The following is an 18,642-nucleotide window of genomic DNA, read 5'->3' as shown; positions in this document are numbered from 1 at the left end:
TCCACCGACCCCCACGCGCACCACCACGAGGCAAGAACGACTCCAGCCGATCCCACTCCGCATTCGTTAAATCCCCACGGCCCATACCACCAGCCTGACCCCAACACCCCACTCACATCAGGAGATCCGAGAAACAGCGCCTAGTCGACGACCTCGGCCGAAACGTCGGTCGGGTCGTCCAGGAACACCCCGAGATACCGCGCGGTCGTCAGCTGGACCGCGAAGCCCAGCCGGTTGTGGGACCGCCGCTTCGCCTCCACCAGCTCCCGGTCCGCGTCATTCCGGGAAGAAGAACCGTTCCAACTCCGTACGCGACGGCGCCCCGTCAAACGCCGCGTACGCGGCGGCTTGCGCATCCGTCAGAAACTCGACCGGCACCCCGGACCTCCACAGTCAATGATCAACACGACTGTCGAAGGATCCGCCCCCACAGAAGACCAGGTCAAAGCGTCAAAGCGCTCTCGGGCGCGCGACGGGCTTAGCGCCGGTTTTCGTTCCGATGTTCCTCAACCTCCTGTCCCACCGGCCTGGCCGGACCACAGCGGCGACCGTGACTGTCCTGTCGTCTGCTGCGGGGTCAGGCCGGGCGGCAGTTTCGGCGAGGGCCGTGTCACAGTGCTCGTCGGGGGTACCCGCGTCAGGGCCGCCGCATGCGGCGGCCCTTCTTCGGCTTCGCCCTCCCGCAAGTGGTGGCTGCCGGGTCGCCACCGGACCAGGGGACACCGGCGGCTTCGCCTTCTGGCGTGGTCTGTGGCGGATCCCGTTCGAGCGGGTCATGTCTCCGACCGCCGCAAGATCGGCAACCTGGCGGGCTTCCTCGTCACCAGGGAAGGCCCTCATTTGAGATCGGCGACGCGATCGGCAAATTCAGCGGCGTGACCTGGACCAATCTGATGTCGTTGACCCGGCTATGAAGAAGACCAGCGCGCTCGCCGCGCTCACCCTGGCCGGTCTCGCGCTCGCCACACCCGCCCACGCCGACAACGACAGCAACGCCGGCCGCGCCACCAACCTCACGACCCACCGCAACGCTCTTGCCACCAACCTCTGCAAAGAGGCACTCGCGCTCGTTCCCGTCGCCGCACCATGGACCGGCCAGGAGGTGGACGACGCCTGCAACAACCGCGACCACAAAGAACCGTGACCGAAACCCCGGCACGGCCACCTACTGCGCCGGATGGGTGAGGTCCATGGCGCCGGGCGAGGGGCGGACCCACACGGACACGTGTGCCCGCGCACCGTCGGGCACCCTGCCGCCGCGGGCCCCGTCCGCTCCGAGAACGCGTCCGGGCGGTCGCAGCTGTTGGTGCGTGCCGGCTCGGTGCGGGAGTGGGCGGGCGGGTGGCTCTCCTTTCGGCCGGGTGGGGGCGGGGGCGCTGCACCGTCCGTGCCGGTCGGCGGTGCGGCTCACGTGCCCACCCAGCGGTGGTAGGCGTCCAGGTCGACGTTGCTGCCGCAGATGATGGTGGCCACGTGGCGGCCGGCGAAGCGGTCACGGTCTTCCAGGATGGCCGCGACGCCGAGGGCCGCTGAGGGTTCGACGACCAGGCCCGCGCGCTCCAGGAGCATCCGCATGCCCGTGACGATGGACGCCTCGTGGACCAGGACGGCGTCGTCGGCCACCGCGAGGAGGTCGTCCAGGACTGCGGGGATGGGGCACCGGCCGGCGACGCCGTCGGCGATGGTGTCGGTCGAGTCGGTGGTGATGACCCGGCGCTGGTGCCAGGAGCGGGTCAACGCGGGTGCGCCGAGGGGCTGCACGCAGATCACCTCGACGTCTGGCGAAAGGGTCTTCAGGACGTAGCCCACGCCGGTGGCCATCGCGCCGCCGCCCAGGGCGATCAGGACAGTGTCGAAGGAGGACGCCCCGCTCGCCAGTTCCAGGCCGATGGTCGCCGCGCCCTCGCAGGTCTCGATGTCGAGGCTGTCCTCGACCAGCCGGACGCCGCGCCGTTGCGCGATACTCACGGCCCGTTCGCGGGCCATCTCGAAGTCGCCGTCGACCAGCTCCAACTGAGCACCCAGCGCGTGGATCCGAGCGAGTTTGGCAGCGGGTGCCCTGCGTGATGCCACGACCGTCACGTCGAGGCCACGGCGGCGACCGGACCAACCGAGTGCCTGGCCGAGGTTGCCGGCGCTGGCGCACACCGCGGCTGTGCGGCCCTGGTCGGCCAGCAGGCCGGCGACAAGTTCGGTGCCGCGGGCCTTGAAGCTGCGCACCGGGTTCGCCGTTTCCAGCTTGATACTCACCGTGCAGCCAAGCTCGTGTCCCAGCGCATCGCACGGGTACAACGGAGTATCCAGAAAGATTGGGTCGATATCCCGGCGGGCAGCGCGGATCCGGGCAAGATCGAGGCGCGTGGTGAGCATGACCAGCAACGTACTGCACCGCGGCGCCGCAATCGGCACCAACTGCCCTACGCTGCCCACGACGGCCATGGAGGTCTGAGCGGGGGTCGTTGCGCGGTGTGCCGAGTGGGTTGTGGCCGAAGCGCCGTGGCCGGTCGGTAGCAGCATGGGGCCCGGGCATCGTTGGGTGTCAGTGGCCCCGCGTACGGTCTTGCCCATGGATGATCAGCGGTCGCCTCTTCCTCCGATGAGTGACGTCACCACCGGGGAGCCCGGGCTGCGGTCCCTGCATCTGGCCTTGACCGACGTGGCGTCACCCCGTCGGCGCAGCAAGCCGACCGTCCGCTACCCCCACCATCCCCCTTCCCACGCGGCCCGACCTCGTGCCCCTCATCCGCAGCGAAGCAGAGCAGGGAGCAATGCCCCCGCGTCAGTTGTCCCGGCGCCACTACGTCCCGCGCGCCGTGATCCGCCTGATCCTGAACATGCCGCGGACGAACCGGGACCCCGCACCTGGCGCCAACGGCGTCAGGTCCGGCCGAATCCCGTGATTGACGCATCACTCCGCCAGATCATCGACGACCGGGTCGTCCAGGGGCTGGGCCCCAAGACCATCTGGGTCCATCTCATGGACGACCACGAGATCTCCGTCTCCTACACATCCATCGACAGCAACATCCGTGGACGTCAGATCACACGGCTCAAGCGCCTCGATCCCGGCTCAGCCAAGCCCCTCAACCGGCTTCCGCAGCTCAATGCTCGTGCCGCTCGGCGAGCAGCTTCAGGTTCAGTAACTGCCGTCGAGCCATGATCAGATCGCCGACCGACAGGCCGATGGCCGCCCAGCGGCTGGTTTGCATGACGACCTTGAGTAGCAGGCGCGTCGTGTCGTGATCCTGGGGCATGAGGACGTAGGACATAAAGGCGCCCATGATGGTGCCCGTCAGCTGGTTCCCGGGTTCGACCGAGACGATCCGACCCAGTTCACGCCCGCCAGCGGTAGTGAACTTTTCTCCTACTTGAGGTTCGGGAAGGTCTACCAGCTCGCGAGGCGAGCGGCGGCCAAGGTTGTCGATCCAGTCGTACGAGTATGGCGCAAGCCTCACTTGTGCGACCCACGGCCACATCGCATCGGCAGGCGTCTCGACACCCACGCCCCGCCATGCCTGCAGCGCGGGTGAGGTGACGAAGTCGTCGCACGGGTAGGACCGCCGGATCTCGCTGTCGCTCACACCCCAACGGTCACCGATCATGCATTCATCCTCCACCAACATCCCCGTTAGCCGGTGTTCGAAGGTTGATACGCGCGTCGGCGGATACCGCACGTCGCTGACGTCACCCCAGTCGGACCAGGTCAGGACAGCCGGTTGCTCGGTAAGCGGCCGTCTCAACGAACTTGGTCTGCCCTGGTCGGCAGCTCGCAGCCGACTCTCTTCGTTGAGAACGGACGCCGGCTCAACCCTCGTGCGACGGCCTTGCGCTCAGTTTCATGGCCGACAGCGGGCTGGCGCGGGCGGTCATCGACCCCACCCACAGCGGGAACCGCACCCGTGGTTCAGCCGTCGTGGCCGGATCGGCGGGCCGCGCGCACCAGGGCGGTGAGGTCACCGACCTGGTCGAAGTGCCGCAGTTTGTCGGGGTTGACGATGGAGTGGATCGTCTGGATCCCTCCCTGGGCGATGTCGAGCCCCATGACCGCGACCAGCTGGTGCTGCGCGTCGAACACCGTGGCGCCGGGCTGGCCGTTGACCTCGGTGACCTGAATGCGCCCGCCCGCGCGCGCCAGCACGGACAACCCGGTCAGCACGATCTTCGCCACGCGTTCCCGGCCATTGACCGGACGGGCCAGAGCGGGCACTTTGCCGCCGCCGTCGCCGTGCGCCACCACATCCTGCGCCAGCAGCGCCTCCAGCGCCCGCAGGTCGCCCTGCTCGGCGGCGGCGAAGAAGCGCTGAGCCAGCTCTTCTCGCTGTCGCCGAGAGGCGTAGTAGCGCGGTCGGTGCTCCCGCACGTGGCCGCGGGCCCGCGCGACCAGGTGCCGTGTGCTGTCCACATCGGTGCCGATGATCTCGGCGACCTCCGCATACGGATACTCGAACACCTCGCGCAGTAGGAACGCAGCCCGCTGTCGTGGCGACAGGCTCTCCAGCAGCACCAAGAACGCCAGCGACAGCGAGTCGGTGGTCTCGGCGTGCTCCGCCGGCGTGGGATCGGTGACCAGCGGTTCCGGCAGCCACTCGCCGACATACCGCTCCCGCCGCACCCGTGCCGAGCGAAGCTGGTCGATGGCCAGCCGGGTGACGAGCGTGGCGATGTACGCCCGCGGCGAGGGGATCGACTCGTCCTGCCGCAAGGTCTGGTGCACACGCAGGAACGCCTCCTGCACCACGTCCTCAGCTTCACCGACGCTTCCGAGCATGTGGTAGGCGATGGCAAACGCCCGCGACCGCAGCTCGCCATACAGATCCGAGGTGGACATGTCGCGTCAGCTCATTCCGTCGGTGAAACCGGTGCGCCAACTCGGGTACCGCGGCGTCCAGCCCAGTTCGCGCTTGGTCTTCTCGGTGGAGATACCGGGAGCCCGCGTCATCATGTCCACCGGGCCCTTGCCGCCCAGCAGGCCGGCGAGCCAGGCCGGTACGCGGCGCGGCGGTTTGGCGCCGAGCGCGCGGGCCAGCTCCGGCAGCCAGACGTGCACCGCTGCCGGGTCGTCGTCGGCGGCGTGGTAGATCCCGGGCTTGCCGCGTTCGATCGCCGCGACCGTGACCGACGCCGCATCGGCGATGTGCACCATCGACCACACCCCGGCGCCGCCACCGACGATCGGGAACCTTCGCTTGCGGATCATCTGGGTCATGACGGCGTCCGGTGCGGCCTCGATACCAGTCCCCGGCCCATAGAAGCCACCGTAGCGGATCGCGATGCCGTCGGCCCAGGTCAGGCCGGTCATCGCGTCCTCCACGTGGCGCAACGCGGCCACCGTCTCCTGCACGTCGGCAGGTGGGTTCGGCTCGATCCGACCGTCCTCGCCGACGACCGGCCCGCTGGTGCGCTCCATCCACATCGCGTTGCTCTGCGCCACGAACTTGCGGACGCCTACGGCGCGGCCGGCGGCCAGCAGGTGGTCGGTGCCCTCGGTGCGCAGCCGGTTGGTGGCGGCCACCATCCGCCTCATGTTGCGCATCTTCATCGGCCCGCCTATCGCGGTGAGCTGATGGACGATCACCTCAGGCTCTGCCTTGGCCACCGCGTCGGCCACCGAGTCCGGGTCGAGCGCGTCGACGATCACCGGCTCGGCGCCGAGCGCGCGCAGCGCGCCGGTCTTGGCCGCCGAGCGAGTCGTGCCCACCACCTCGTGCCCGCGTGCTACGAGTTGGGTAACGAGGTGGCCGCCGATCGCGCCGGACGCTCCGGCAATGAAGATCTTCATAACGTCTCCGTTCGTCGCTGCTCACCAACAACAGACGAGACACCCCGTGCCCCCATGATCAGCTGTGGCGCAGGTCACAAAATACGGGTGCGGTTGTGCCGCCGGACACCACCTCGAACAAGCCCCGGAAACGACAAAGATCCCGACCGATCACGAAGATCGGCGGGATCTCGTCAACCGTTCACACCTGGTCTCGTGAACGCCCCCTGACGCAGAGATGGGAGGAATCGACGGCCCCGATCCACAAGATCGCAGCAACGTCGAACAAGGCACCTCCCGGGAACTTCGCCGCTGACTATGCGGAGCGTCTCGATGCAGCACGGCACCGTCTCAGGAAGACCACGGGCAGCTTCACCGCGAAGACCGAGACGGCTGAGTCGGCTGTCCTGCCGTCAGTCCGCTTCCGTGAAAGCCATGCAGGCGACGCCGAAAGCGCCCTTGATGGGACAAGCCAACTCTCATCATGAGCAGGCGGGCGGCCCCGGCCGGAGTGCAGGCTCGCGGCACCTGTCGATGGCCACCCACCGCCCCCGGCTCTCTCACTCGCATGTTCGAGTGAGACGCGATCCTGTGTGCGAGTTGCGCGGCGTTCCTCGCGGTGGCCCCGTCGCCGGATCAGGGGGGCTGTCCTGCTGTCCGATCCGGCGGATCGCCTCCAGAGGGTGGGGGGTTGCCCGGCTCTCCTGCTGGAATTGGCGATAGAAGTCCCCCATCACTGCGGCGACGGGCGCGTAACGGACCAGGATTGCCTCGACCGCCGCTGGATTTTCTCCCGGAGACACCCCTTGGGCGCACGCGCGGACAAACGCCGTGCGTTCTTCCGGTTCGTACCCGTACAGAGCGACGGCCAGCCAGTTCACCAGATGCGTGACGGTGTAGCACCGGTCGTAGGTGCGGTGCTCGTCGAAGAAGTCGGCCTCGTCCTGTGTGAGCTCGAAGCGCGAGGAGATCGCGAGGCCGTAGTCTGCGAAGAAGAGCCGCCGGCCGTCGGTGAGGATGTTTTCGAAGTGGGCATCGAAGTGCAGCAGCCCGCGGGCGTTCATGAACGAGGTGCCGGCTTTGAGCTCGTTGTCCACCATGGCGCAGGCCCGCTCGGCCACCTCGTCACCGGCCCCGACCTGGACGCCCAACCAGTCGTGCAGGTTCTGCGGGATGTACTCCAGGAACAGCATGATGCTCGCCGAGGAGTGCTGGAGAGCCTCGATCCGGCGGCGTACGCCCGATCCGCCTCCCCAGTAGGCGACAGCCCGTTCCACATCGGCCAGTTCCTCGGGAAGTGGCTGGCCAGGGTCTGGTAGTACCCGCCAGTGGTACATCAGGGGGAAACCCTCGTAGTCTCCCGCGATCACCCAGTTCGTCGTCATGGTGTGCACGGCCAGCTCCCGCCAGGCTCCGAACCCCGGGCCGCCGATACTGCCGACGCCGTAGTGGCAGAAGACCGGCAGTCCGAACAGATTCGCCGTGGAGTGAACGTTCTCCGGGTGTCGCTCCAGATCGGTCAGGCGGACCTGCTTGACGAAGACCGGGGTTCCGTCGACGTCCAGCAGTACTGTCTTCCCACCGATGCCGGAACCGATCGGTGCGGCGGCGTCCACGAGCTCGTGCAGTCTGCGATCGCTGCACAGCGCCAGCGATGTGGAGACGGCACCGTGGGCGGCCAGACGGGCACCGCGGGACATGTCAGGGCTCTTCACCTGTGCCTCCAGCCGGGCACCTGCCTCTCGTGCAACCACTTCAACGAACAGCCGGGCAGGAGCTGCTGCCACCCTTTCATGCCGAGGGCGGTGATTCGCTCCTGGGACCGTGACGGCTGCTGCAGCGATCCAGTGACATCAGTTCACACCGGCATTGATCGTGGCAGGCGCGAGGGACGGACCGCGGTGTAGTACTGAATGGCGTGGCACCGTCAATACCGTGAACCCCAGCCACGTCAGGAGAAACCATGAAGCCGAAAGCCGTCGTCGTCTCGCTTCCGGTCGCCGACCTGGACAGGTCCCTGCGCTTCTACCGGGACGGACTGGGTCTGTCCACGGCAGGCATCGACGAAGGCGCCATCGTCTTCGAGCTGCCGAACCTGTCACTCTTCCTGATCGAGCGCGAGGAGTACGCGACGTACACCGACCGTGCCGGCGTCGCCACTCCCGACGCTACCGTGGCGGGCGCGTGCGTCATCTCCTGTGCCATCGGCAGCAAGGCAGAGGTGGACGACATCCTCGCCCGAGCCGCGGCGGCGGGCGGGACGGTCCCTAAGGCCGCGGGCACCTATGACGGGTCCTACATGGGCTACTTCACCGACACTGACGGGCATCTGTGGGAACTGGTGTTCAACACCCGGACCCAGTCGGCTGCGGCACCCGAGTAATCCCGCAACGGCCGGCCCGCTGCACGGTCTTCGCCGGCCAGCCGCCACGCCTCAGCCGGCAGCGCCGCCAACTCGTCGGCAGACGCGCATCGCTCACTACGCGTGATCCCTGACGGCCAGACAACTCCCCACCGACTGGCCGTCGGTGGGGAGCTCAACTGGCCACGCACACCCTTCCTCACTAGTGCCGCCCGGCGCCATGCCGGTCGGACGGCCGATCGTCGTGTCCCAGGAAGCGGTCTTGGAGGCGGCGATGGTGTCGTGGTGGGAGGAGCTCGATCGGCGGGAGGGCGGCGCCCGGGAGGAGCTCGCCGAACTGCGGGACAAGGTGGAGGAGTTGAGCAGGCGTCTTGCTGATCGGGAGGAGGTGTCGTCCGGCTGGAGACGGCAACTGCTACCGTTCCAGCCGATCATTACGGGGTCGACTGGGGGAGTAACCAACGATGCAGCGTCCGATGGCCATTGTCGGCGTCGCCACCGCCGTTGTTCTGCTGGCAGGGTGCAGTGGCAACGGCGACAAGTCCGACTCGAAACCCGAGAGCGGTGGCAGCGCAACCGCACCGTCGGCGCCGACAGCCGCCTCCTTCGACCCACCCAAGGCATTCGTCGCGATGTCGGCGTTCGGGGTCGAGCGCACGGCCAAGGACAATGCGTACACGCTCCAGGCCGGCATGGTCGGCCAGACCTCTCTGATCGCGGGACTCACCGGTGTCACCGGCCGCGACATCGCCGCGCACGTCACGCCGTGGACCGCCCCGTCCGCTGCGGCGTCCACTACCGAGACGCTGGACGTGACCGCACCGATGGGCGTCCAACTGGATGGCAAGGACGTCGTCGCGATCGCTTATGTTCAGAACGACAAGGGCCAAGGCACCCAGAAGGCCAAGGGGCAGGTGGTGTTCCAGTGGCTCAATGCGACCGACGGTAAGAAGGTTGCCGAGGTCACCGCGGACCTCACCCCGGCCCTCGGCGCCGGCCAGGGCGGCGACAACGTGGTGAGCCAGGCATACGACGCCGCCACCGGGCAGATCGTCGTCGGTGTCGGAGCCGCCGGCGAGGAGGCCGCCAAGAAGGGTGGCGAGGTGTTCACGGTGTATGCCGACCCGAAGACCCAGAAGTCGACCGTCATCCCGTTCGTCACCCCAGCAGGCGTGCTGAACGGTGTCGTCGCCGGTGCAAAGGGCAGCAACCAGGAGGGTGCGGCCGATGGGACGATCGTGATCGCCGATGGTACGACCGGCAAGATCACCAAGCAGACCCCGACCAAGCAGGACTACCTGAACGCGGCAGGCAGCGGCTCCAAGGGCGCCTACCTCGCCTCCAACTCGTACGTGGGCAACGACAAGTACGACAACGCCCTGTACTCGGTCGACATCGCCAGCGGCGCCGTCGTACAGACCAAGTCACAGGTTGTGGACGAGCAGGTGAGCACCTTCACCTGCTGGGGCGATCAGGCCAAGGCTGTGGTCTGCACGTCCGGCGAGTCCGGCGGCAAGGAGATCATCGGCTTCGACGACACCACCGGCAAGAAGACCTGGGGGTACACCGACAAGTCGGCGAGCCGAGTCATCCCGGCGGTCACCGCGGCCTTCCACGGCATCGTCTACGCCCAGACCGAGGCCCAGCCGGTGCTGATGGACGCAGCGACCGGCGCGGACGTGCCGACCGGCACGCCGGCTTCGTCCTCGAAGCCTTCGGCCGGCTCGACATCGGCCGACGGTGCACCGTCGCAGGGCAATGACCCGGCCAGCGCGAACGGTTCGGACATGTCGCTGTACAACGGCAAGCTGAAGTCGCCGACGGCGGTCACGCGGTACGGCGGCGCCTACTTGCAGGCCCCGAGTGGCAGTAACTACGACCTCCAGTCGATCCTGATCGCACTGGCACCCACCGCCTGATCATCTGAAAGCGGGTAGGAGGGCCAGGGCGCCCGGCCCTCCTACCCGACCCTCGGACATGTGGGCCTGCATCCGGCGGTTCATCCAGCTGATCTCAGCTTGCGGCCGTGGATGGTGACGATCTCCCACATGTCATGGGTTCCCGGGTGGCCGCTGACGGGGCGGTGCTGGGCCTTCCCTGCGGTGATCACGGACTCGATCAGCCCTCAGCGCTCGTCGGTATCGGCCTGCCTGCCCATCGGCGACTCGGCCGCCTTGGGCGTGTCTCTTTGATGGGCTGGTCAGTTGATCGGATGTGTCTGTTCGGTTAGTGATCACTGATGCGATGTGGGACCGGATCGAGCCGCTGATGCCGACCGATCAGGTCCGCGGGCGGCGATGGGCCGACCACCGCCGCGCTCTGTAGGCCATCGCGTGGAAGTACCGCACCTGCTGGCCCTGGCGCGACCTGCCGGACGAGCTCGGCTCATTCGATGGTGGGCAGTCTTGGCCAGTGCTTCGCGTGCACGGTGGGCGAGTTCGGCGGCCCCGGGCACTTTGCGGTGCTGCTAGGGCGCGTCCCTTCGATCATGAGTGCCAGGTCCGGCCGGAGGTATCTGCCCCAGCCGTGCTCGACCGATCGGCGGCATCTGGCGGGATCGTCGCCGGCGCTGATGAACAGTGCGGTCAGCATGGGCACGGCGTGGGTGAGTGCTTGGTGCGGCAGGGGACCCGTGGCGACAAGTGAGGCGAGTCCGTGGCCGATGGTCCAGCTCTGTGTTGCCAGTTCCAGCGGTTCCACGTCGTCACGGAAGCGACCGGCCGTCTTGGCCCGTTCGACGGCACGGACGAGGCAGTGCAGAGCTTCATCCGCGGCGTCGGCGTCCTCGAGTTCGAAGCCCGCGTCGAACATGACGCGGTACAGGTCGGGACTGTTCAGGGCGTTGGCCAGGTAGGCGGCTCCCAGGGCGGCGAGGTCTCGCACGGGGTCCGGGGTCATCGAGACGGCTGCGAGTTTGGCCGCAAGGCGGGTGAAGCCTTCCTGTCGCAGCGCTTTCCACAGGCCGTCCATGCTGTCGAAATAGGTGTAGACGGCCATCGTCGATACGCCGGTTCCGGCGACCAGTGCGCGGAGTGTGACTGGTTGCCGGGTCCGGAGCATGTGCGCGGCCCGGTCCAGCAATTGGGAGCGGACCGCCGGATCTTTCGTCCTCGCCATGGCGCCACAATACATAGCATCGCTATGCTTTCGCGGAATGCTGATCTTGCCGCACTTGACGCGAAGGAGGGGTCATGACCGTGACGCTGGTCAATCCCAACGGGTTGCCGAAACCCGATGTCTACCGTCAGCTGTCGATCGCCAGCGGATCGAAGCTGGTGTTCCTTGCGGGGCAGGTCGCCCGTGATGCCGACGGCCGACCCGTCGGCGAAGGAGACTTCGCCGCTCAGGTCGAGCAGTGCTACCTCAACATCGGCACGGCGCTGGCCGAGATCGGCGGATCCTTCGATGACGTGGCGAAGCTGACCATCTACGTCGTCGACTGGAGTCCCGAGAAGATGCCTCTGCTGGGTGAAGGGGTGGGCCGGGCGGCGGCGAAGCTGGGCATCGATCCGGTCAAACCGATCACCCTGCTGGGCGTTGCGGCGCTGGGGGAACCGGACCTCCTGGTCGAGGTCGAGGCCACCGCGGTCATCGAATAGCCGTATCGCTCGATCAGGGAGAGCGTGGGTCTGGCCATGATGAGCCGGGGGGATCTGACGGGCGGCGAGTGGGCGGTGCTGGAGCCGCTGCTCTCGGTGAGTGACAACCGGTGCGGTCGATGGCGCCATCACCGGCAGGTGATCAACGGGATCATTCACCGGCTGAGCACCGGGGTGCAGTGGCGGGAGCTGCCCGATCGCTTCGGCCTGTGGAAGACCGTCCACAAACGGCACTTGTTGTGGTCGGCCGACGGCACCTGGGAGAGGCTCCTCCAGCACGTCCAGGCCGTCACCGACGCCGAAGGTGACATCGACTGGAACATCAACGTCGACTCCACCATCACGCGTTCTCACCAGCACGCCGCAGGCGCACCCCAGACCCCACCGCCCGGCCCTTCAAAAGGAGGCCGCCGACGGCCGGCCCCCGCGGCTGCCGACACTCGTGAGCCTGCGCGGCCTCCTGGCGGGGGCGGTGCCTCGGGCGAAGCCCTGGGCCGGTCCCGCGGCGGGCTGGCTACCAAGATTCACATACCCGCGGAGGGCGGAGGGCCCGCTGCCGCCTGCTGTCCCTGCTCGTCACGTCCGGCCAGCGGGCGGACTGCACCCAGTTCGAGCCGGTCATGGACAAGACCCGCGTCCCACGCACGGGACTCGGCCGTCCCCGCCGTACTCCGGACAGCGTGAGCGCCGACAAGGCGTACAGCAATCGCACGATCCGCGCCTACCTCCGGAACCGCGGAATCCGGCACGTGATCCCGGAGAAGAAGGACCACAAGGCCGCCCGCCTGCGCCGGGGTTCACGCGCCGGCAGGCCGCCGGGCTTCGACAAGGAACGGTACAAAGAACCTGGTCGGACTCCACGTCGCGGGCATCTTTCTCTCGTCCGCTCGGTGACCCAAACGAAACCGCCTAGTAGCTGTCGTAGCTGGGCTTACCGTTCGGCCGGTAGACGCCGACGATGGTGCCGCCCTTCGTCGTCGAGACGCTGACCGGCTCCAGCGCAGTGGGGATCGCTCCATCGGCGAACAGCCGCTTGCCGGTGCCGATGATCACCGGATGGATGGTCAGCCGGTACTCGTCGACGAGGCCGTGCTGCATGAGGGTCTGGGCGAGGTCGCCGCTGCCGACGACGTTGATGTTGCCGCCGTCGGACGCCTTCAGCTTGCGTACGGCATCGACGATGTCGCCCTCCAGCAGCGTGGAGTTCTGCCACTCGACGGACGTCAGGGTCCGAGACGCCACGTACTTGTGCATGCTGTTCATCCGATTGGTGAACGGGTTGTCGGGATCGGCGGTCGGCCAGTACGACGCGAAGATCTCGTACGTCTTGCGGCCGAGCAGCATCGCGTCGGAGTGCTCGTACCAACCGGCGATGGCCGTGCCGACCTCGTCGTCGGCCACCGGTTTCTGCCAGCCGCCGTGCTCGAAGCCGCTCTCAGCGTCCTCGTCCGGACCGCCCGGCGCCTGCATGACGCCATCCAGCGTCAGGAACGTGCAAACGATGATCTTGCGCATGGTGCGCTCCCTTCGTCGACGGGTAGACCGCACAACCGCCGGAAACTCATCGGCGGAACTTCCGCGGCGCAGCACTAGGGCCGTCGTTTGGGTCAGCCCGGCGGTACCTCTTGGCCACCCCGCGCCGCCGGGCTGATCCAAACGACAGGCCCTGGCCTTCCCACGGCCGCAGCTTTGCCGGGTTGCGGACTGCCCAGATCCGGGTGACGCGTCCGTCGGAGACGTCGAACGAGGCCACGGTCATGACGACGCCGGCACGCTGGGCCACCAGGCCCGGCACACGGTTGACGGACCGCTCCAGGCGTTCGAGCCCCGGCGCCATATCGGCAATGGCGACCATGTACTGGGCGATGCGTGCGCCGCCCTCGAAAGGGCGCATGACGGTGCCGACCATGCCGCCGCCGTCGGCCGTCATCACAGCGGCCGGGTTGAGGAGGCCGGCGAGGGCTGCGATGTCCTTGCGCTCCCACGCCTCTTTGACGTGCCTCACCACGTCGGCCTGGCCGGTCGCCGTCACCGGAGCGCGCGCGACGCTCACCCGCCGCCGGGCGGAGGCCGCCAACTGCTTGCAGGCCGCAGGGGTTCGGCCGAGAACGTCGGCGATCTCGGCGAACGGGGGTTTCCAGAAGCCTGGTGAGGGACCGATCCTCGCTGTCCCAGATCTCGACGTGCTGGGGGCCGATCACGCTGTTGCCGCAGCGGTCCGGGCGGCAGCGGTCAGGCAGGGGGCCGGTGTGGCTGGGTGGGATCACGGTGTTCTCCAGGCAGGCGGCGCCGGCTGGATTGGCGGCGTCGAACAAGTAGTTGTTCAGGGTTCCGAAGCGGATGGAGACGCGGGTCTGTTTCAGCAGGGCGTGCTCGACCGTCGCGTCATCGCCCTGCGCAGCGACGCTGTCGCGGATCTTGTCGAAGGTCCTGGTCAGTTGCTCGGCGCCGGGTCCGAAACCGATCGACTCGTTCGCTTTGTGGGCGTCGAACAGGTCCCGCAGGCCGCGGATCCGGGCGGCTTCGATCGCCGCGTCCAGGTGCTTGGCCCAGGACGCCGCAGAGGCGGCATAGCCCTGCGTGGTGCGGTTGGCCAGGGCCCGTGAGGCGACGTGTTTGAGCTGGATGCCCAGGGCGATCTCGGAGCCGGGGAACTGGTCGGTCAGCATGGGCATGGTTCGGCGGAACATGTGCGGGGCGACCCACTCGGACGGGATGAGCTCAAGGCCGTTGACATCGGCCCTGGCATTCACGTGCTCGACGAACGCCTTGATCCCTTCGTTCGCCGTGAACCGTTCCGCGTTCCGGGCCTCTCCGGCGATGCCGGTGAACAGCCGCTCGGGGTGCGAGGTGATCGCCAGGGCCAGGGCCAGGGCCAGGGCTCGGGCGACCGGTTCGATGATCCACCAGTGCTTGCCGGGGGAGTCCTCCTCGCACTTGACCGGCTCTTCGCAGTTGAGGGTGTAGCACCGAGAATGTAGAGCTGTTGGACGCTTGGATGTGAGTCGTCAGGAGGTGCGAGCGTCGTCGTTCTCGCGGTTTGCGAGGACCTCGGCCATGTGTGTCTGCGCCCAGTTTCTGAGCCCGCGCGTCATGTGGTGGAGCGAGAGGCCGAGGTCGGTCAGCTCGTAGGAGACGGTGACAGGGACGGTTGGCGTCACGGTTCGGGTGAGCAGACCATCGTGCTCCAGCGACCGTAGCGTCTGGGTCAGCATCTTCTGGCTGACCCCGGCCAGAAGACGAGAGATCTCGGAGTAACGCATCGCCTTCGGAGCGTCTGCGTGTGCTGCACCGGGCTGGCCAGGGCTGTTGTCGCCGCCCAGCGCACACAGGATCAGGACGACCCACTTGTTCGAGATTCGGTCGAGTAGCTGCCGGCTGGGGCACCCTGCCAGGAACGCGTTGTACTCCACCTTGGCCTGAGCCCTCTTCTGGGCCGCCTTCATCGTCGTCACTGATCGCACCTCTCACAGATGGTGGGTTACGCACTCCAAAGTGCCTACTTCCCGACAGGAAGTTTCTCTCCAATGCTGATGCAGGGAGGCAGCAGGCGCCACCCCCCCAAGTGCACGACGAAAGGCAGCAGGATGAGCACACCCTCCCTCTCTCTTCCCGGCAGCACCTGGACTCTGGGTGACCTGACCGTCACCCGGTTCGGCTACGGCGCCATGCAACTGGCCGGCCCGTGGGTCATGGGGCCGCCCACCGATCGCGAGGGTGCCCTGACCGTTCTGCATGAAGCGGTCGACCTCGGTATCACCCACATCGACACCAGCGACGCCTATGGGCCGCACGTCACCAACGAGTTGATCCGCGAGGCACTGCACCCCTATCCCGAGTCGCTGCACATCGTGACCAAGGTGGGCGCGACCCGCGACGAACAGGGTGGCTGGCCTACGGCCCGGCGACCCGAAGATCTGCGCCGCCAGGTCCACGACAACCTGAAGTCCCTCCGGCTCGACGTACTCGACCTGGTCAACCTCCGACTCGGCAACGCCGAAGGTCCCCAGCCCGGCTCGCTAGCCGAGGCGTTCGAGACGCTCGTCGAACTCCAGCAGCAGGGCTTGATCCGCCACCTCGGGGTCAGCAACGCCACCGAGGAGCAGGTCACCGAGGCACAGAGCATCGCGCCGCTGGTGTGCGTGCAGAACCTGTACAACCTCGCCCACCGCCACGACGACAAGCTCATCGACCGGCTCGCCACCGACGGCGTCGCGTATGTGCCCTTCTTCCCCCTCGGGGGCTTTACCCCGCTTCAGTCCTCGGCGCTCTCGGCGGTCGCCGCTCGACTGAAGGCGACACAGATGTCCGTCGCACTGGCCTGGCTGCTGCAGCGATCACCCAACATCCTGCTCATCCCCGGCACGTCATCGACGGCACACCTGCGCGAGAACATCGTCGGCGCGGGACGCTCCCTCTCGCCTGAGGATTTGACCGAGCTGGACGACATCGGCCGCTGAATGCCCCGTAGCTGAACGGCCCACAAGTCACGACCGAAGCCACCGTTCAAGTTTCGGCCCCGGTCACCTTCGCGCGACCGGGGCCGAAGCAGGACGATTCGCCCTCACCTGGTTGACTTCAGATCATCAACCGACAGGAACTCGTGTCACACCGGCGGTGACAGCTCACCCCGCGTCGGTGGCCGGGTAGGCGTCGAGGTCTTCCGAGGAAGGGGTTTTCCTACATCAAGCCCATCCGGAAGACTTCGACGTTGCACGGCGCTACCCCTGAGGCGGGCTTCGCCCGCGTTGACATGAATACGTTCTGCCGCCGTGACGAGCCCGGGCTCGAAGTCACCGGTCAGCGACTCGCCCCGGATCGTGCGGTTCTCGCGTGCCGGGTCGTCGAGTCCGATCAGTGGTGCCGCCGCTGCGGTTGCGAAGGCACACCGCGTGACACCGTGACCCGGCGACTGGCGCACGAGCCACTCGGCTGACGGCCCACGATCCTTCACACAACGATCCGACGCTACCGGTGCATCGACTGTGCGCACGTGTAGCGGCAAGACACCACCAAGGCCGCTGAGCCGCGGGCGAAGCTCTCACGCCGCGGGCTGCGGTGGGCACTTGAAGCCATCGTCTGTCGGCACCTCACCATCCCTCGTGTCGCCGAAGGGTTCGGGGTCGCCTGGAACACCGCCAACGATGCCGCTCTGGCCGAGGGCAAGCGCGTCCTCATCGACGACACCGGCCAGCTCGACGACGTCACCGCGATCGACGTCGACGAGCAAGTGTGGCGCCACACCAGGCGTGGCGCCAAGGACGTCACCGTGATCATTGACCTGACCTGACCTGACCTGACCTGACCTGACCTGACCTGACCTGACCGGCAACCGCGACGGCACCGGCGCTGCCCGGCTGCTCGACATGGTCGAAGACCGTTCCAAGCAGCCCCTCAAGACCTGGCTCGCCGAACGCGAGGAGTCCTGGCGCAACCGCGTCGAGGTCGTCGCGATGGACGGTTTCACAGGGTTCATGACCGCCGCCAGCGAGGAACTGCCCGACGCGGTCGCAGTCATGGACCCATTCCACGTCGTGCGTCTGGCCGGCGACGCACTCGACCGATGCCGCCGATGTGTCCAACTGGCCATCCACGGGCATCGCGGACGCAAGAACGACCCGCTCTACTCCGGCCGCCGCTGCCCCCGCTGTACCCTGGCTGCCCGTGTGACCGATCTGCTCTCCGCGGACGGCGCAAGCGTGGCCCAGCCGCTCCAACCCCTCGCCGCGGTACTGACCGGCGCGGACAACCCCTACCGCGTCCTGCAGTGGCTGCGCCGAAGTCCTGCCGCCCGCCTCCTGGGACGCCTGGCCCTTGATCCCGAAGCGCTGGACCACGAATCCCTCGACACGCTGCCGCAACGGGCTGTCACCGCCAACGTGCGCGGGCTGCTCGTCACCGCCGGCGCTCTGCCGTCACACGATGAGAATCTCGCCCTCCTCACCAACTGGGTCGAACGGACCGTGGCCGAACTGCCACCGCGGCACGCCAATCTCACCAGTCCGTTCGCCGAGTGGCACATCATCCGCGACACCCGCCGACGCTCATCCCGCGGCCGTTACACCTATGCCGCACACAAGGTCGACTGCGGCAACCTCCTCGCCGCCATCAACTTCCTGAACTGGCTCGACACCCAGCACCTGAGTCTCTCCCAGCTCCAGCAGCGGCATCTGGACACCTGGGCGATCGACCGGCCAACCCTGCGCTCCCGTTCCATCCCCTTCCTCCGCTGGAGCACTGCACTACGCCTCTGCCCGCCCGATCTGGGCATCGAGCGCCCAGCCGCCCAACTCCCGGGCCACTTCCAGGCCGAGGACGAGCACCGAAAAGATCTGCTTCGCTGCTTCAACGACACCGCGTCGCCTCTGGAGGTCCGCGTCGCGGCTGCTCTCGTCCGCCTTTACGCCCTCCCCCTGACCCACATGGTCGAACTCACCGACGACCACATTCGCCGCGACCAGGGGACATACTTACCTGACGGTCAACTACCACCCTTTCGTGCTCCCGCCGAAGCTCGCCCTCCTCATCGACGATCAGCTCCAGCACGGCCCCCGGCACGGCAACACGGCCGGGCGCAGATACCTCTTGCCCGGTCACAGCCCTGGACGCCCGCGCACCCCCCTCGGCCTCGCCGACACCCTGAGACACCACGGTCCGCCCGCCCGCGCAGCACGGAACACCGCCATGATGGACGCCCTGGTAGACCTGCCGCCATGGTCATCGCCGACCTGCTCGGCATCCACCCCAAGACAGCCGAACGCTGGGCCACCCTCGCCGGCGGGAACTGGTCCGATTACTTGGCAGCGCGACGGGCCGCCCCGCAGGGCCAGGCAGCCCTAGGCGGTGTTTCTCGGATCTCCTGATGTGAGTGGGGTGTTGGGGTCAGGCTGGCGGTATGGGCCGTGGGGATTTAACGAATGCGG

The 18,642-nt window shown here is 67.6% G+C and carries 17 protein-coding genes and 4 pseudogenes; 11 read left to right on the top strand and 10 right to left on the bottom strand.

The window, feature by feature from the left end:
• Window positions 1-161: 161 nt before the first annotated feature.
• Window positions 162-378 (bottom strand): annotated as a pseudogene (locus GAS53_RS51855) (DUF4158 domain-containing protein); the annotation flags it as partial.
• A gap of 532 nt (window positions 379-910) precedes the next feature.
• Here GAS53_RS51855 and GAS53_RS51850 point away from each other — a divergent pair.
• Window positions 911-1,144, top strand: coding sequence for a hypothetical protein (locus GAS53_RS51850; protein ID WP_151484804.1), 234 nt, complete (start codon window positions 911-913; stop codon window positions 1,142-1,144).
• Between the two features lie 263 nt (window positions 1,145-1,407).
• Here GAS53_RS51850 and GAS53_RS51845 read toward each other — a convergent pair whose 3' ends face one another.
• The 5 genes from GAS53_RS51845 to GAS53_RS51825 form a co-directional block, all read right to left on the bottom strand.
• Window positions 1,408-2,370 carry a threonine ammonia-lyase gene (locus tag GAS53_RS51845; protein ID WP_151484803.1) on the bottom strand — a complete coding sequence of 321 codons (963 nt, stop codon included), beginning with the start codon at window positions 2,368-2,370 and terminating at the stop codon, window positions 1,408-1,410.
• A 731-nt stretch (window positions 2,371-3,101) separates the two neighbouring features.
• A complete protein-coding gene (locus GAS53_RS51840) occupies window positions 3,102-3,581 on the bottom strand; it encodes a hypothetical protein (protein WP_225859654.1) in 480 nt (159 codons plus the stop codon).
• Between the two features lie 323 nt (window positions 3,582-3,904).
• A complete protein-coding gene (locus tag GAS53_RS51835) occupies window positions 3,905-4,828 on the bottom strand; it encodes an RNA polymerase sigma-70 factor (protein ID WP_151484801.1) in 924 nt (307 codons plus the stop codon).
• Between the two features lie 6 nt (window positions 4,829-4,834).
• Complete coding sequence (locus GAS53_RS51830) at window positions 4,835-5,779, bottom strand: NAD-dependent epimerase/dehydratase family protein (RefSeq protein ID WP_151484800.1); 945 nt, start codon at window positions 5,777-5,779, stop codon at window positions 4,835-4,837.
• Window positions 5,780-6,318: 539 nt separating this feature from the next.
• The gene (locus GAS53_RS51825; RefSeq protein ID WP_225859659.1) at window positions 6,319-7,458 is read right to left on the bottom strand and encodes a protein kinase family protein; all 1,140 of its coding nucleotides are present in this window, start codon (window positions 7,456-7,458) and stop codon (window positions 6,319-6,321) included.
• Between the two features lie 263 nt (window positions 7,459-7,721).
• Between GAS53_RS51825 and GAS53_RS51820 the strand changes: the two genes are divergently transcribed.
• From GAS53_RS51820 to GAS53_RS51810, 3 genes and pseudogenes are all read left to right on the top strand, one after another.
• On the top strand, window positions 7,722-8,141 hold the full coding sequence (locus GAS53_RS51820) for a VOC family protein (protein WP_151484799.1): 420 nt from the start codon (window positions 7,722-7,724) through the stop codon (window positions 8,139-8,141).
• Between the two features lie 443 nt (window positions 8,142-8,584).
• Window positions 8,585-10,039 (top strand): hypothetical protein, encoded by a 1,455-nt coding sequence (locus tag GAS53_RS51815; protein ID WP_151484798.1) that lies wholly within the window; start codon window positions 8,585-8,587, stop codon window positions 10,037-10,039.
• Between the two features lie 295 nt (window positions 10,040-10,334).
• Window positions 10,335-10,511 (top strand): annotated as a pseudogene (locus GAS53_RS51810) (transposase); the annotation flags it as partial.
• Here GAS53_RS51810 and GAS53_RS51805 read toward each other — a convergent pair.
• Complete coding sequence (locus GAS53_RS51805) at window positions 10,506-11,018, bottom strand: TetR-like C-terminal domain-containing protein (protein WP_225859658.1); 513 nt, start codon at window positions 11,016-11,018, stop codon at window positions 10,506-10,508. The pseudogene GAS53_RS51810 and the gene GAS53_RS51805 sit on opposite strands and share 6 nt — an antisense overlap.
• Window positions 11,019-11,311: 293 nt before the next feature.
• Here GAS53_RS51805 and GAS53_RS51800 point away from each other — a divergent pair, with 293 nt between their 5' ends.
• Genes GAS53_RS51800 through GAS53_RS58685 form a run of 3 tightly spaced genes read left to right on the top strand, consistent with a single transcriptional unit; the run spans window position 11,312 to window position 12,708 of the window.
• Window positions 11,312-11,719: a RidA family protein gene (locus GAS53_RS51800; protein WP_151484796.1), complete on the top strand. Its 408-nt coding sequence runs from the start codon at window positions 11,312-11,314 to the stop codon at window positions 11,717-11,719.
• A 36-nt stretch (window positions 11,720-11,755) separates the two neighbouring features.
• A complete protein-coding gene (locus GAS53_RS58690; RefSeq protein ID WP_404829437.1) occupies window positions 11,756-12,403 on the top strand; it encodes an IS5 family transposase in 648 nt (215 codons plus the stop codon).
• Window positions 12,289-12,708 (top strand): transposase, encoded by a 420-nt coding sequence (locus GAS53_RS58685; protein WP_225859656.1) that lies wholly within the window; start codon window positions 12,289-12,291, stop codon window positions 12,706-12,708. The genes GAS53_RS58690 and GAS53_RS58685 overlap by 115 nt, the downstream gene beginning before the upstream one ends.
• Here GAS53_RS58685 and GAS53_RS51785 read toward each other — a convergent pair.
• Together GAS53_RS51785 and GAS53_RS51780 are read right to left on the bottom strand one after the other, a co-directional pair.
• On the bottom strand, window positions 12,629-13,234 hold the full coding sequence (locus tag GAS53_RS51785; protein WP_192583682.1) for a dihydrofolate reductase family protein: 606 nt from the start codon (window positions 13,232-13,234) through the stop codon (window positions 12,629-12,631). The two genes, GAS53_RS58685 and GAS53_RS51785, sit on opposite strands and share 80 nt — an antisense overlap.
• A 148-nt stretch (window positions 13,235-13,382) precedes the next feature.
• Window positions 13,383-13,850: pseudogene (locus tag GAS53_RS51780) on the bottom strand (RNA polymerase subunit sigma-24); the annotation flags it as partial.
• A 118-nt stretch (window positions 13,851-13,968) separates the two neighbouring features.
• Here GAS53_RS51780 and GAS53_RS51775 point away from each other — a divergent pair.
• Window positions 13,969-14,325 carry a hypothetical protein gene (locus tag GAS53_RS51775; RefSeq protein WP_151484793.1) on the top strand — a complete coding sequence of 119 codons (357 nt, stop codon included), beginning with the start codon at window positions 13,969-13,971 and terminating at the stop codon, window positions 14,323-14,325.
• Window positions 14,326-14,331: 6 nt separating this feature from the next.
• Window positions 14,332-14,700 carry a hypothetical protein gene (locus GAS53_RS51770; RefSeq protein WP_151484792.1) on the top strand — a complete coding sequence of 123 codons (369 nt, stop codon included), beginning with the start codon at window positions 14,332-14,334 and terminating at the stop codon, window positions 14,698-14,700.
• A gap of 27 nt (window positions 14,701-14,727) precedes the next feature.
• On the opposite strand, the gene GAS53_RS51765 is transcribed toward GAS53_RS51770, so the two are convergent.
• Complete coding sequence (locus GAS53_RS51765; RefSeq protein WP_404829436.1) at window positions 14,728-15,165, bottom strand: winged helix-turn-helix transcriptional regulator; 438 nt, start codon at window positions 15,163-15,165, stop codon at window positions 14,728-14,730.
• A 141-nt stretch (window positions 15,166-15,306) separates the two neighbouring features.
• Here GAS53_RS51765 and GAS53_RS51760 point away from each other — a divergent pair, with 141 nt between their 5' ends.
• Both GAS53_RS51760 and GAS53_RS51755 read left to right on the top strand, forming a co-directional pair.
• Window positions 15,307-16,179 (top strand): aldo/keto reductase family oxidoreductase, encoded by an 873-nt coding sequence (locus tag GAS53_RS51760; protein WP_151484790.1) that lies wholly within the window; start codon window positions 15,307-15,309, stop codon window positions 16,177-16,179.
• 293 nt (window positions 16,180-16,472) lie between these two features.
• Window positions 16,473-17,358: pseudogene (locus GAS53_RS51755) on the top strand (ISL3 family transposase); the annotation flags it as partial.
• Between the last annotated feature and the right edge of the window lie 1,284 nt (window positions 17,359-18,642).

Origin of the sequence: Streptomyces albicerus (genome assembly GCF_008905045.1) — a bacterium.
Classification (GTDB): Bacteria; Actinomycetota; Actinomycetes; order Streptomycetales; family Streptomycetaceae; genus Streptomyces; species Streptomyces albicerus.
This window is presented reverse-complemented; position numbering and strand designations above follow the sequence as displayed.